The following is a 13,803-nucleotide window of genomic DNA, read 5'->3' as shown; positions in this document are numbered from 1 at the left end:
TAGCGCGCTTCAACGGCATATGTTTAGGCCACATCCACTGCATTCTCACTGCTATTCCCGCGGCCTTACCCGTAAAAAGCGCGCTCCCTTGGGTTTGCCGCTCTTTGTCAGACCGTTGTACTCAAAGGTCACCATGGTGCCTATGGGCGGCGGCGTGCGGCGGGTTGCCAAATCAAAACCTGTGCCCAGAAAAAACTCACTGCCGTCTGCAAGTCGCAATTTAAGTGCGCCCATGAGGCCGGTCAGTTCACCGCGGCCCGGCTTATAGCCTATCACTTCCCCTTCGGCATCGTTAAGGGGTTTAAGCTTGATTAGCAAAGGATTTCTGCCATCAATGTAGCGGGCATCACCGTGGTGCAACATCAGTCCCTCGGCGCCGTGACTAACCATGAGTGAAAAGTGCGCCTTAAGTGAATCGACATCGGTGAAAGTAAGCTGAGGAATAAGCAAAAGATAATCACAGTGGCTCGCTGCAATAACATCTTCAAGCCTTACGAGGCGCTCACGAAAGGGTAAATTATTCATGGGCGAGTCAAACACCATAAAGCGCAGCGCCTGCCAGTCGCTATCACGCCCGCTTGAGCGCAGTAGTGCACTGGTCCATTCAAACCGCCCGCGGCCAGCCCAAAGTTCGCCATCAAGCGTCACGTTTTTGGGGAACTTCGCAGTAAACCAGGCAGGCGCAGCAATCAGATTGCCGGTTCTTGACTCGAGGGTACGGCCGTTCCAGCGGCCGCGAACCCCATCGAGTTTTTCACTGACAAGGTAGGCGGCAATTTCAGAGTCAGGCGGCAGCGGTGCGCTGGTAGCAAGTTGCAAAGGAACTTTGGAAGCAAATTGTAAGGGCGCAGTGGCTGGTATCGAAGCAGGCTCGGCGCGCTTAGATGTCTGACTTGTGCTTTGATCTGCCGCCTGCGGCTTCTCGGCTCCGATGGCAAAAGTTGGTGGCAGCATACCGGCAATTAGCCCAGCACAAACTATCAAGCCGCTGCGGGCAATACGGCGATAAAACACCGAAAGACAGAAAAAATGAATGTTGTCATGTTTCATGGCAACCTCCCTGTTCCCACTTTAAGCGGCTTAAATCCTGTTCTTTCGCAAGCTCTTCCCGAAGCGGTGGCGTGAATGCTTCAGGTAAACACTCGTCAAAAAATTGCAGCGGCAATCACCGGCTTTGCCGCCATCATCTGCGCCTTGAATCCATTGCTGCTGCAAGCATTCACGGGCCGAGGCCTTTAGTATAGACAGAACTTCTACTAAGCCCCGAAACCGGACCTTGTTAACGGCAGTGATATCCGCAAGTCAGCCCCGTTAACTCATTGTTATTGTCGACGGCACTGGCATATACTGGCCGCCATTTTTGCTGCACCGGCTTGCGACCTGCCGATGTACACGCAAGCTGTGTGCATACCGGTATTGGCGTTATAAGCACTGGCTTTATAAGTACAGGGGCAAAAAGATAACAAACAAAACCGTACCGGCTGGTCTTATCCGGCACCGGTGAGATGTATTTTCGGGGGAACTCAATGAAACCAGCCAACAATCACGGCATAAAACGGGTAATTCGCGCCACCGGCTTTTCGTTCAAGGGGCTTAAATCGGCCTGGACTCACGAGGCAGCCTTCAGACAGGAGCTGCTGCTCGCGGCGGTGATGATCCCGCTGGCGCTGTGGTTTGATGTGACTGTCATCGAGAAGGTATTGATGATCATGGCGGTGTTTATTGTGCTCATCGTTGAGCTGCTAAACTCCGCCATTGAAGCCGTGGTCGACCGGATTGGCGATGAAATCCACCCACTTTCAGGCCAGGCCAAAGATATCGCCTCTGCGGCGGTATTTATGAGCCTGACCCTCTGCGTTGTGGTGTGGGGAGCTGTACTGCTGTTCTAAGCTGCTAATGCTAATGCTACTGCTACTGCTACTGCTACGACTGCGATGCGGCGATGGCGGCAAGCTCGTCGTCATCCCGCTGCAACAGCGACACCGCGCGCTCGATTTGGTCACGGCGATCACTTTGCGCCCAATACACCACGTACACATTACGCGGAATAGACTGGGCACCGGACACCCTGAAAAGCTCGCCGCGCTCAAGCAACTGGCTGACCATATGATCGGGCAAAAACGCACTGCCGCCATTATTGAGCACAAAATCCAGCGCTATCCGGGATGAGCTGGTATGCAGCACCGGCAGCGGCAAATTGCCAAACTCCTGCGCATGCAGAATGTTAAACGCCGTGCCCCAGTCCACTTTGATGTAATGCCGCTCCTGACACTGCGCCAGCGTTAACGGCCCCTCACTGCTCACCAGATACAGCTGCACCACGCCGATGCGGATTTGTTCGTAATCTTCCATTTTGGGTGGATCGAACGAAATCGCCATGTCGAGCGTGCGCTCCATCAGTTGACGAGTCATCACATTTTGCGGCAATACCTCTGTGCGCAGCGCCACGCCGGGCAATCCCTGATGCAGCGACTGCAGATTCCCCTGCAAAAACGCATCCCAGATATTGGGGCCAGCACCTATGGTCAGCTGGGTTGATTGCAGCCGGCTTAACGACACGTCCTGCTTGGCGCGCTCCCATGCGGTCAGCACAGCCTCGGCATGGTTAAGCATCCGCTCTCCCGCAGGCGTCGGCTGAATATTGTTTCGCTGTCTCTCAAACAGCTCGACTCCGAGAATGGTTTCGAGTTGTTTTACCCGAAAGCTCACGGCACTTCGGGTTAAGTACAGGTTTTCTGCCGCCTTACCAAAATGTCGGGTGCGGGAGACTTCCAGAAAGGTTTTAAGCAGATCAGTGTCCATAAAATTCTTTGACCAACAAGACCAAAATTTTTTGATTCCTAAATCAAGGATACTAGCCAATACTCCAGTTGCAAATTATCCCACAGCTTAGGGAAAGCCCGCTACACGCTTTTGTTTATTGCAAGGAAAAGACAATGTCAGAACAGTCAGTTGCCTATGGAAGCTGCCAAGGGTACAGCACAGTTGAACCGGTCAGCTTTCAATCAAAAAAACGTTTCTATGACGATGCCAATTTCCCCAAAGGGTTTCGTCGCTCCGGCGACTTTACCAATAAAGAAGCCGAGCTGCTCGAGCTTCATGGCGACGCCATGCGTGCCCTGTCAGAGGGCTCTCGTCAACCCTTGACCACGGAAGAAGCACACTTTGTCGATGTTGTGCGCAACAACAAGGCTCCGGGTAGCATACTGGAGCAGATCTGGATAAAGTATTGCAAACTTGCCAAAGGCAAGCCTTTCTACGCCGTGACAGGCACAGTGCATGTGCCCGCCACCGCCCCTGAAACCGATATCGAAGTCGATGATATCGGTGATGACGATGAGCTTTCCGATGACGAGGAAGCTGAGGACACACCATGATTTTTAAGGTTAACCCCTGAATGCGCGGCTGGATTTTATATAAAGAAACCGCCACTCAGCTCAAACCTGAACTTTACGAAATTCAACGTTTGCTGGAGGCCGCCAAGGCCGACAACATAGATCTCAAGGTCTATGCGCCGGATGAATTCGATCTGACCGTCACCCGGGAGGACAACAAGAGCATACTGCTCAATGGCCAACCGGTGGAATTACCCGATTTTATTATTCCGCGCATGGGCTCGGGCACGACGTATTTTGCCCTCGCCATCATCCGCCACCTGGAGCGACTTGGGGTTTACTGCCTCAATTCGTCCCGCGCCATCGAAACCGTGAAAGACAAGCTGTTCTCCCAGCAGCTGTTGGCTGAAAAGAACATGCCAACCCCCAAGACCATGCTGGTCAAATTTCCGGTCGATATTGAACTGGTGCAAAGTCATCTCGGCTTTCCGGTGGTGATTAAAACCCTTTCCGGCTCTCAGGGCAGCGGCGTATTTTTATCCCACAAGCCGCGTGAATTCGATGATTTGATGCAACTCATTGAGGCAACAAACAAAAATGCCAACATCATATTGCAGGAATTTATCGCAAGCAGCCATGGCCGCGATTTGAGGGTGTTCACCATTGGTGGCCGTGTGGTGGGCTGCTTTGAGCGGCGCGCCGCCGAAGACAGTTTCAAAGCCAATGTCAGCGCCGGAGGCTCGGCCTTGCCCTTTGAAATCACACCCGAAATCGAGTGGCTTGCCACCCAGACCGCCAACATCCTCGATTTGGACGTCGCCGGTATCGACCTGCTGTTCGACAACGGCCACTATAAAATCTGTGAAGCCAATTCCTCGCCGGGTTTTGAAGGACTCGAGTCATGCCTTAAGGTGGATATTGCCTCACAAATCCTGCACTTTATCCGCATCCGCCTTGGCATGTTCAATGGCAGCAGTGAGTTGGCGTCAGACTAAAATGCCGCCTTTGCCAAACTGAGGGCGGTTTTTCAGACAGCACTATGCTGCGTTTTCTAACGCACTTGCCTTAAACACTGCCCCCAAGATGAAAGTTGGCGTTTGGCGATTATCAAAAGCACCCAATCGGGTGCTTTTTTGATCTTCGGCAAAAAGCCAACACATTTGCATACATTTATTTCACAATCCGGCTGAATTGTGGTTAAACTCATCCCTGCAGCGTAAACCGGCGATAACCCTTAAGCTTGATAGCCCTTAAGCGCAATTGCCCTGAAATGAGCAGTAACTTTTGTGTTGATGGGTACGCCACTGCCCCCCGGCATCAAGGCTTAGCGAATACAACAAAGCCCCATCGCTGCAAAAACAAGGTTGTGCACTTGCGCCTAAAACAATAACAAACGAATAAAAACATCAGGAGCGACAATGCGGGGATTTCTTTCTGTATTGTGTTTGTCACTGGCAGGGATCAGCCCGTGTTTGCTCGCCAAGGACATGACTATCCGAGTGGGAGGATTTTACTCTCAGTCTGATTCCAGCATCGATGTCACCGACCCAATAGTCGGCGAAGATTTCCGGCTTGATTTTGAAGGCGATCTGCAACTTGCTGAGCAGCAGTTTTTGCCGTTTCTCGAACTCGAGTACGCCCTTGGCGATCGCCATCATTTGTTTGCCGATTGGAAGCAGCTGCACCGCAGCGCCGAAACCAACGCCATAAGCCGCCCGTTTCAGGTGCAGATAGATGACACTGTCTATGAAATCCGCGCCGGTGGCAGGCTAAATACCACCCTGAACATCGACATACTGCGCCTGGGCTACGGTTACGATCTCTTCGAAGGCACCCATTACAGCCTTGGACTGACCCTCGGTCTGCACACCATGTTTATCAAGTCAGAGTTTTCCGGTGAAATCGGCGCCTGTCTTGCCACCGAGCTTAACGGCAACCTCTGCGGCCAGCGCCCTATTCCGCAGATAGTGAGCAACGATGTGACTGCGCCGCTGCCGGATCTTGGCCTGATGGCACGCTATGAGTTTTTGCCAGACTGGGAACTCAGTGCCCATGGCCAATACTTTTATCTTAAGCTCAATGATATGGAAGGTGCCCTGACCGATGTCCGAGCCGGCGTTACCGCCAACCTCGCTGACAATTGGACCCTGGCACTGGCGTACAACTACTACCGGGTCGATGTGGATATCACCCAGGCAAGCGATAACATCAAGGTTGCCGACTACAACATTTTCTTCAGTTTCCTTGGTCCAGTGATTTCCGTCAGTTACCGTTTTTAACTCCCTGTTACCGCGCTGGTTGAACCTGGATGCGCCCCCTAAATGGGCGCATTTTCAGCAAAGGGAAATTTGAATCCGAGCGCAATAACGCTATGATTGAAATATTATTTTCAAGCATGTTTGCGCCCAGGAAATCATGTCCGACACCACCCCTGCCCCAGACGAAGGCGCCAAAGCCCTGCTGCAAACCGCCGCCAGCCGGTTAAAAAAAGCAGTGCCGCTGATGCTTAAGCATCAAATTCCAACTACACCAACCAATTACGCGCTCTGGTACGCCTACGTCGGCGAGCAGCAACCCGAGCTGAACAAAGCGATGGATGACACCCTGTCCCGCTACCAAACCTGCCCGCCGGTCAATGGCGAATTACTGTATCGAGAGTTTGTGGCCGATCCGGTTGAGCTTGATGTACGGGATATGCGCCAGAATCTGGAAGCCATGGCCGCAGAGCTTGCCAATCAGCTGCAGGACACCAATCTCGACGCGGCGGTGTTTCAGCAAAAAATCGATGCAAATTTCAATCGGCTCGAGCGGATTGAATCCGAAGGTGTCAGCCTTGAGCAGGTACTTGATTTAGTGCGAAGCCTGGTGAAAGAGTCAGACACAATACGTCAGTCCACCAGCTACTTCACCGGCCAGTTATCCAAAGCGCAGCAGGAGATTTCTGCACTTAAGGAGCGCCTCGCGGCCAGTGAGCGAGATGTGCTGTTTGATGCCCTGACCGGCTGCTTTAATCGGCGCGCATTTGATGCCGATCTGCAGGGGATTCTGGCGCAGGCACCCGAAGGTACCTGCCTTATCCTTGCCGATGTCGATCACTTCAAGGCCTTTAACGACAACTACGGCCATCAGCTTGGGGATCAGGTATTGAAACTGGTCGCAAAGCGTATGACAGACGCCTGCCGCGACGGCATTAAATGTTACCGCTACGGCGGTGAAGAATTTGCGCTATTGGTACCTAAAAGTAACCTCAGAGTCGCACGGCAACTGGCCGAGGCACTGCGCCGCGGCATTGAAAAGCTCACCCTCAAAGACAGGCGCCGCGATGCCAAAATTGACACCATCCGCGCCTCCTTTGGGGTTGCCCAGTGGCAGCCAAAAACCAGCGCAATTGAGCTGATTGAAGCCGCCGACAAACTACTTTACGAAGCCAAGCGCCTCGGCCGCAACCGGGTAATGCCGATCCAGGGTTAACGCAGCAGCGGGCAAGTCCGGGATAGTGCCGAAAAGGGCAAGTCCGGGATAGCACTGCAAAGGGTAAATCAAAGATAAGCGCGCTGAGGGCTCGTTGGATAACAGTTACCACTGCGTTTACGCTACACAAAAACGCCCCAACTGGTCGGGGCGTTTTTTATTTGCATGGGCCAGTGCTGATTACTCAGCTGTACCAACTCATCTGTACTAGCTCAGCTGTACTAGCTCAGCACTAATGACCTAATCTATTCTGACTGACTTTTTCACCAGCGCTTTTTCAGCATCGCTTTTAACCCAACTTCGCAGCTGCCGTCGCTGGGCTGGCGCTGTATGCTCAGAGCCTGAACTGGCCAAGCAATTGGTCGAGGCGTTGCACCCCTTTATCGAGTGCGTTCACCGCCGCGGCGCCATTGCGATTAAGCTGCACGGCGTGCTGGGCAATATCACTTATCGCGGTGATATCACGGGAGATCTCCTGTGTCGCCTTCGATTGCTCATTGCTCGCAGCCGCAATGGCGTGCACCATGTTGTTAAGGGCAAGGGAGCGCTCAACGATAAGATGCAGTGCCTGCCCTGCCTCATTGGCAAGTTTCACCCCTTCATCCACAAGAACTGTACCTTCCTGAGTGCGGGACACTGCAAGCTGGGTTTCCTGCTGAATGGAGGTGATAAGGTTACTCACATCCTTGGTGGCGCGGGAGGTGCGCTCGGCAAGGCCACGCACTTCATCGGCCACTACCGCAAAGCCTCGCCCAAGCTCACCGGCACGGGCCGCTTCAATCGCGGCATTCAGCGCCAGCAGATTGGTTTGCTCGGCGATATCGGTAATAACGCTTATCACAGTGCCGATTTCATCACTGCGCTTGCCAAGGTGCACCACTGTGGTGGAGGTGTCGTTCACCACCCGTGAAATCTTATTGATACTGTCCACGGTGCGCTGCATCAGTTTGCCGCCCTGCTGGGCATTGTCACCGGCAAGCTGGGCTGCATCGGCGGCATCATGGCTTTGGTGGCTCACTTCATCGACCGAGGCGGCCATTTCTTCTACCGCGGCGGCAATCATCTGCGACTTATCGGCCTGCTCCTGGCTGCCTTTATCAAGCTCAGAAGAAAGCTGCTCCACCGACTGGGAGGTGCTTCTGACTTCCGATGAAACCTGCTGAATTTGGCCAATCAGGTTGCGTAAATTCGACTGCATGTCGTTGACGGCATTGCTGACATGACTGATTTCATCGCCTCTGTCGTCGGTCAGCGTGGCAAGAGTAAGGTTACCTGCGGCGATACCCCGAGCTTTGTCCATCACAGTGCCCAAACGCCGGCCAACAGAGCCGGTGATCCACATGGCAATCGCAATACCAATCACCATCACCGCCGCGCAGTTCACCAGCAGCAAGGTTACGATAAAATCCATAGATGACACCAAAGAATCCAAACCTTTACCGGAATCAGCTTGCTCCTCATCAGCAGACACATTGAGGATCTCTTCAAGCGGCAACAGATAATCCTTCTCAGCTTGCTGCATCGCCTTTATGGCGTTGCTTCTGGCCGATGAGTCGTAACGGCTGAATATCTCCTGAGCAAGCGTTTCCAATTCAGATAGAGCGGCATCGATTTGCTGGAAGTTAGCGATATCGGAAGGCTTTTGCTCCAGTGGCCGTAATTTGGCCAAATACTCTTTAAAGGTATCGCGATCTTTTTCGAAAGCCGCTTTCTGACCCATATCGCCACCGACGTACTTCACAAGGGACATTTGCATATCGCCGATTTCATCAACCAACTCAAGGTAATATCTTACTCCAGGCAAATCATCACCAATTGACTCCGCCAGATCCGCCGACAGCAATGCTTCATCAAATTCTTCCTGCTTCAGGGTGTCCAGCAGGGTCTCGATGTCTTTGCCGGTGGTATCTATGTACTTGTTTAACTCTTCTTTGACCCAAGATTCGTCTTCCGGCCGATAGCGCGAAAACACCTGCGCTTCAACCACATTAAGATAACCGCTGAAAAGCTGCTCAATCTTGCGCATTTTTTCTTTGTCGCTGTCTTTAATATTTTCGAGCGGTACCAGTTTGCGATACGCCTCCTGCAGTGCTGCTTTGCCAGACTGGAACTCGGCCTTGGCCTCAGTCTGACGATGCAGGTATTCCATTGCGGATGCTTTTACTGAAGATAACGACTTACGCACTGCGACGTACTGTACCAATCCGGGTACATCATCATTCTGCACTTCCTTGGCGATACTTTTGGTATCAAGTGTTTCCTTCCAGACTATCAAGGTCAGCACCACTGAAATAATCAGCAATAAGCCGAATCCGGAATATAGGGTGTGCGAGAGTTTCATGTTCATAAATCAACCTTTTTTGGCATCACCATTTAACAAGTTGCCGTCTTTAAACAGGCAATCAGCGGCAGGTTCCGCTGTGAATTAAGTTAAGTAGCACTTTGGTAGCGTCGCAACCTAGCTGCTATTTTTAAGGAAAAATTAAGCAAACATTTCCTATGCCGCATCTTTCGTTACGAACCAGCATTGTGCTGTTTTTGGTGGTGCAGACTGTACTACAGCTGCTGTTTGGTGGTTTGCTGCTGTATCTGTCTGCCAAGGCGCAGCACATTATCAGCCCTATCCTTGAGGAAGACCTACCTATCTCCCAGGCCGCCGAAGTGATGCTTGGGCGGCTTAGGTTGATGAACTCCAACGCCACCGAGTACCTGCTTGGTGAACAGGAAGAAAAACAAGAATTTGAAGATAATCGCGAGGTATTTCAAAACGCTATCGCAAGCGTGCTGGCGCTCAAACTCGATTCTGAAACCGAGCACAGTTTCCAGGCAATAGCACGCAGCTTTGGCAATCTTGAAACCGACTACCAAAGCCGGATATTTAACACCTACTCACCGGCAAAAGAGTTGGAGAGTAAGGAACAGGTCAAGCGGCTCATCACCGACGCCTGCATGCCGTTAGTGGCACTTTTACAGCGGGCGTCCGATGAGGAATATAAAGATGCCGGCAAGTCCTCAATCGACGAAATCCGTGACGACGATTTACCCGGTGTAAAGCTATACACCCAGCTTGCCGCCTATGCGGACGCTCTGGAAAACATACTGTCGGCGTATCTGCTGGAAGACCCTAATGCGAAAAAACGCTTTTATGAGGTGCTGTATAGTTTCGACTCAACCATGGCAGCCCTTGAGCCGCTGGAGCAGCGGCCTGTTGAAGTTATCACGCTGAATGAAATCAAACGGTTAATAAACAGCATTCGCTCCGAGGGACAAGCATTGTTTGCCCTGTATAACCCGGCAAATAAAAAAGTGACCGCCAAGGCCCTTGACGATATTGAGCATCAGGAATACACCAAGCTCGAGCAGCAAATCTTTGATGCGGTCACCACCTACCGTTTAAAAGTGAAAGAAGGTGTAAGCAGCATCAACGACACCAGCCGGACGCACCAGATAATCGTGTCGGTATTGGTGGTGGCCGGAGCCCTGCTGCTTGGCTGGATTATCTGGTTTGTGCAGAAACGTATTTACCTGCCGGTCGCTGAACTCGTGGTTGCGGTCAACAGGATGCGTAGCGGCGAGCGGGATTTGACTCTCAAACACGAGCAGGACGAGCTTGGCGACATCTTTTCAGGGCTCGATGCATTCCAGACGGAGCTCAAGGAAATTGATTCACTGCGCGACGCAGAGCGGCAAAATCAGCTTCAACTTGCCAAAGAGAGTGAGCGGCTGCAGGCGGCATTAACCCATTTACAGCAAACCCAAAACCGCCTTATTCAGTCAGAAAAGCTGGCGTCGCTGGGCTCGCTGGTTGCCGGCGTGTCCCACGAGGTCAATACCCCCATCGGGGTCGCTGTTACCATGAGCTCCACCTTTGATGTGCAGCTGCGCTCCTTTATCGACAAGCTCAAAAATGGCCAGATGCGGATGACAGATGTCGAGCGGTTTGAACACGAATGCCTGGAAGGGCTCGATGTAATGCAGCGGGCACTGGGCCGGGCGGCCAATTTAGTGCAAAGCTTCAAACAGGTTGCAATTGACCAGTCCAGTGAGGTGCGCCGCTCGTTTAACCTTAAAGAAGTCATCGACGAAGTGATGCTCACTCTGCATCACCAGCTCAAAAAAACGCCCTATGAGTATCACATCGACTGCGAAGACGCGATACAGATGCAAAGCTACCCAGGCCCGCTGGGTCAGGTGGTGACCAATCTGGTTAACAACGCCCTTATCCACGGGCTTGATGGCCGAAGCGAAGGCAAAATCAGCCTGACGGTGGCGCGCCAGCCAAACTCAGCCAACGTATTACTGCAGGTCTCCGATAATGGCGGCGGCGTAACGGAAGAAAACCTTGGCCGGATCTTCGACCCCTTCTTCACCACCAAGATGGGCCAGGGCGGCTCAGGGCTTGGGCTTAACATAGTCTACAACATAGTCACCGCCCTTTTGGGTGGCACCATCGAAGTTCACTCCTCAGCCGAGGGTACCCAGTTCAATATCAGCCTGCCAATCAACGCACCGGACCAACACGCCAATGAGTGATTTCATCAATATTTTCGACGACAGGCACGAGCACCCAAAAGGCGCCGATGGCAATCCAGCCAAAGCCGATACGCCCGGTGCTGGCGCAATCGGCTGCGATAATGGCAGCTGGCTTATTGGGATTGTCGATGACGAAGCATCGGTGCACGATGTGACCCGCCTCGCGCTTAAAAACCTCGTTATTTACGACCGGCCGCTGGAATTTGTCAGTGCCTACAGTGCCCGCGAAGGATTTGAGCTTATTAAAGCTCACCCGGACATGGCGATAGTGCTGCTTGACGTGGTGATGGAATCCGACGATGCCGGCTTTTTGCTGGTCGACAGAATACGTAATGAGCTTAAAAACAACCATCTGCAGATTGTGCTTCGCACCGGTCAGCCGGGTTACTCCCCCGAAGAAGAAGTGATGCTGAGATATGAAATCAACTCCTACAAGACCAAGAGCGAGCTGACCCGTGGACGGCTGTTTGCCGTGGTGGCAGCGGGTATTCGTGCTTACCAGCATCTTGCCGCCATCGCCCGCAGCCGCGAGGGATTACGGGCTGTTATCAAGGCGGCAGCGGACTTGTTTCAGGAGCGCTCGGTGCATGATTTTGCCGGCGGCGTACTTGAGCAGATTAACGCCCTGTTTCATATCGAGGCCGATAGCCTGTTTTGCGTGTCGCAGCGCCCAAGCGACGCGCCTTTGGCACTCCCAAAAAGCGCGGATGAGTTTTTTGTGGTGGCCACCAGCGATAAATTCCAGCAGCTTCGCGGCATGGGGCTCGATCAGATCCACGGCGATATGCGGGAAGTGGCCCTGGTGCACGCCACATTGGCCGCGCAAACCCACTTGTTTCAGGAGCAAACAAGTTGCCTTTACCTCAGTACGCCCTCTGGCTGGCGCGGCGTTATCGTTGCCGACAATGCCCAGAACCTTGCCCATGCCGACCATGAACTTTTGCAGATGTTTTGCTTAAACGTGGCGCTTGGGCTTGAGAACGCCAAATTTTTTACCCATTTAAACCGCGCCGCCTATGTCGATGAGCTGACAGGGCTTAACAGCAGGCTTGGGCTGACCGAGCAGGCGCAAGTGCTCTGCGCCAAAGGCGAAACAGGTGCAGGCACGCTTTATCTTCTCGACATTGATGATTTTCATCAGGTCACTGACTCCATGGGTTTTGACTATGGCAATGCCCTCCTTGGTGATGTGGCGGCGCTGCTGCGCCGCACATTCGGCGATAAAGCGCGCTGCGCAAGACTTCACTCCGACGTGTTTGCCATTTTGCTGCCGGGCAGCACCATGCCGGCCAAAGACCTTGCGGTGCAGCTCACTTCCGCCCTTGCGACCTGTAAAGACAAAATTCGTTTCAGCATCACCCTCGGAGCCAGCCAGTATGAACGGCTGGAGCGGTGCGATATGAGTGAACTCATCAGTCAGGCCGAAGCGGCGCTACGCTACGCCAAGGCCCACAGGCGCGGCGCGGGTGAAGACTACAGCCACGGCTATCAGCGTGCCTTGCTGGACAATGTCAGTATTATCAGTGACCTGCGTAATGCGCTTGAAAATAATGAGCTGTTTTTAATGTTGCAGCCCAAGGTTGAGGTACAAAGTGGCAACCTTATCGGCTACGAAGCGCTGGTGCGTTGGCAACATCCGCAAAAAGGCCTTATTCCGCCCGGCGACTTTATGCCGCAGGTTGAAAAATCCGGGCTTTACTATGAGTTCGACCTCTATATCGCAAGGGCGTACTGCGATATTCGCCGCCAATACCCCGCCCTTACACTGCCCGTCTCCATCAATATCTCGGCCAATTCACTGCAATATGGCAGTTTTGTCACCGAGCTTGCCGCCGTATTTGAGCAGGCTGGCATCGCCTTTGACGAGGTCGAGCTTGAAGTCACCGAAAGCGTGCTTATTCAGTCGGATGAAGCGATATCGCATCTTAAAAAGTTGCATCAGTTGGGCTTTGTCATTTGTCTTGATGACTTTGGGGTCGGATTTTCATCCTTAAGCTACCTTCTCAACCTGCCGGTGCAAATCATCAAGGTCGACCGGGCGTTTGTCGCCTCCCTCGACCAAAGCCCGGATGCAGTTGCCGTGCTTAACTGTGTGCTGCGCCTTGGAGACGAGCTTGGCAAGCGCATTATAGTCGAAGGCGTTGAAACCGAGGCGCAGCTTGATTTGCTCGCAGCCCTCGGGGTGCGTTACGTACAGGGCTACTACTATTATCGGCCACTCGCCATCGAGGCGGCACTGTCGCTCTGTGGCTGTTGATGGGCTGAGTCGTTCATGGGCTGAGCCGTTGATGCTTGTACTTGGAATACTTCTGCAATGAGTGCCCGTCAGATACTCTGCTTTCCAAGGACTGACGCTACTGCAACAGAGGCACAGGCTACCGTTGCCACTCTCCCCGCCTTAGCGCACAGATTCCCTGCCTTGATGCAAAGGGCTCGAGGTCTGTTAACAATACCGTGAGGTTGC

General features: G+C 52.9%; 10 protein-coding genes. 7 read left to right on the top strand and 3 right to left on the bottom strand.

Features of this window, described 5'->3' with window-relative positions:
• Positions 1–51: 51 nt before the first annotated feature.
• On the bottom strand, positions 52–1,050 hold the full coding sequence (locus tag KJI95_RS15350) for a DNA ligase (protein ID WP_214508064.1): 999 nt from the start codon (positions 1,048–1,050) through the stop codon (positions 52–54).
• A 476-nt stretch (positions 1,051–1,526) separates the two neighbouring features.
• On the opposite strand from KJI95_RS15350, the gene KJI95_RS15345 reads away from it, so the two are divergent.
• On the top strand, positions 1,527–1,889 hold the full coding sequence (locus KJI95_RS15345) for a diacylglycerol kinase (protein WP_214508063.1): 363 nt from the start codon (positions 1,527–1,529) through the stop codon (positions 1,887–1,889).
• 34 nt (positions 1,890–1,923) lie between these two features.
• On the opposite strand, the gene hdfR is transcribed toward KJI95_RS15345, so the two are convergent.
• On the bottom strand, positions 1,924–2,802 hold the full coding sequence (gene hdfR, locus KJI95_RS15340) for an HTH-type transcriptional regulator HdfR (protein WP_214508062.1): 879 nt from the start codon (positions 2,800–2,802) through the stop codon (positions 1,924–1,926).
• Between the two features lie 134 nt (positions 2,803–2,936).
• On the opposite strand from hdfR, the gene KJI95_RS15335 reads away from it, so the two are divergent.
• The 4 genes from KJI95_RS15335 to KJI95_RS15320 all read left to right on the top strand — a co-directional run bounded on the left by KJI95_RS15335 (position 2,937) and on the right by KJI95_RS15320 (position 6,806).
• A complete protein-coding gene (locus tag KJI95_RS15335; protein ID WP_214508061.1) occupies positions 2,937–3,377 on the top strand; it encodes a MaoP family protein in 441 nt (146 codons plus the stop codon).
• A gap of 20 nt (positions 3,378–3,397) precedes the next feature.
• Positions 3,398–4,330 (top strand): ATP-grasp domain-containing protein, encoded by a 933-nt coding sequence (locus KJI95_RS15330; protein ID WP_214508060.1) that lies wholly within the window; start codon positions 3,398–3,400, stop codon positions 4,328–4,330.
• A 423-nt stretch (positions 4,331–4,753) separates the two neighbouring features.
• The gene (locus KJI95_RS15325; protein ID WP_214508059.1) at positions 4,754–5,614 is read left to right on the top strand and encodes a hypothetical protein; all 861 of its coding nucleotides are present in this window, start codon (positions 4,754–4,756) and stop codon (positions 5,612–5,614) included.
• A 136-nt stretch (positions 5,615–5,750) separates the two neighbouring features.
• Positions 5,751–6,806 carry a GGDEF domain-containing protein gene (locus tag KJI95_RS15320; RefSeq protein ID WP_214508058.1) on the top strand — a complete coding sequence of 352 codons (1,056 nt, stop codon included), beginning with the start codon at positions 5,751–5,753 and terminating at the stop codon, positions 6,804–6,806.
• A gap of 334 nt (positions 6,807–7,140) precedes the next feature.
• Here the strand turns inward: KJI95_RS15320 and KJI95_RS15315 are convergent, their stop codons facing one another.
• Positions 7,141–9,153, bottom strand: coding sequence for a HAMP domain-containing methyl-accepting chemotaxis protein (locus KJI95_RS15315; RefSeq protein WP_214508057.1), 2,013 nt, complete (start codon positions 9,151–9,153; stop codon positions 7,141–7,143).
• 152 nt (positions 9,154–9,305) lie between these two features.
• On the opposite strand from KJI95_RS15315, the gene KJI95_RS15310 reads away from it, so the two are divergent.
• Both KJI95_RS15310 and KJI95_RS15305 read left to right on the top strand, forming a co-directional pair.
• The gene (locus tag KJI95_RS15310) at positions 9,306–11,339 is read left to right on the top strand and encodes a sensor histidine kinase (protein WP_214508056.1); all 2,034 of its coding nucleotides are present in this window, start codon (positions 9,306–9,308) and stop codon (positions 11,337–11,339) included.
• Positions 11,332–13,596, top strand: coding sequence for a two-component system response regulator (locus tag KJI95_RS15305; protein ID WP_214508055.1), 2,265 nt, complete (start codon positions 11,332–11,334; stop codon positions 13,594–13,596). The genes KJI95_RS15310 and KJI95_RS15305 overlap by 8 nt, the downstream gene beginning before the upstream one ends.
• Positions 13,597–13,803 lie beyond the last annotated feature (207 nt).

It is taken from the genome of Shewanella jiangmenensis (assembly GCF_018596335.1).
GTDB lineage: Bacteria > Pseudomonadota > Gammaproteobacteria > Enterobacterales > Shewanellaceae > Shewanella > Shewanella jiangmenensis.
Note: the sequence above shows the minus strand (reverse complement) of the source record. Positions and strands in the feature narration are given on the sequence as shown.

Excerpts from the sequence above, each read along its gene's own strand:
- KJI95_RS15325 (WP_214508059.1), top strand. The coding sequence starts at position 4,754 with ATGCGGGGATTTCTTTCTGTATTGTGTTTGTCACTGGCAGGGATCAGC.
- hdfR (WP_214508062.1), bottom strand. The coding sequence starts at position 2,802 with ATGGACACTGATCTGCTTAAAACCTTTCTGGAAGTCTCCCGCACCCGA.
- KJI95_RS15330 (WP_214508060.1), top strand. The coding sequence starts at position 3,398 with ATGCGCGGCTGGATTTTATATAAAGAAACCGCCACTCAGCTCAAACCT.
- KJI95_RS15345 (WP_214508063.1), top strand. The coding sequence starts at position 1,527 with ATGAAACCAGCCAACAATCACGGCATAAAACGGGTAATTCGCGCCACC.
- KJI95_RS15315 (WP_214508057.1), bottom strand. The coding sequence starts at position 9,153 with ATGAACATGAAACTCTCGCACACCCTATATTCCGGATTCGGCTTATTG.
- KJI95_RS15350 (WP_214508064.1), bottom strand. The coding sequence starts at position 1,050 with ATGAAACATGACAACATTCATTTTTTCTGTCTTTCGGTGTTTTATCGC.
- KJI95_RS15310 (WP_214508056.1), top strand. The coding sequence starts at position 9,306 with ATGCCGCATCTTTCGTTACGAACCAGCATTGTGCTGTTTTTGGTGGTG.
- KJI95_RS15320 (WP_214508058.1), top strand. The coding sequence starts at position 5,751 with ATGTCCGACACCACCCCTGCCCCAGACGAAGGCGCCAAAGCCCTGCTG.
- KJI95_RS15335 (WP_214508061.1), top strand. The coding sequence starts at position 2,937 with ATGTCAGAACAGTCAGTTGCCTATGGAAGCTGCCAAGGGTACAGCACA.
- KJI95_RS15305 (WP_214508055.1), top strand. The coding sequence starts at position 11,332 with ATGAGTGATTTCATCAATATTTTCGACGACAGGCACGAGCACCCAAAA.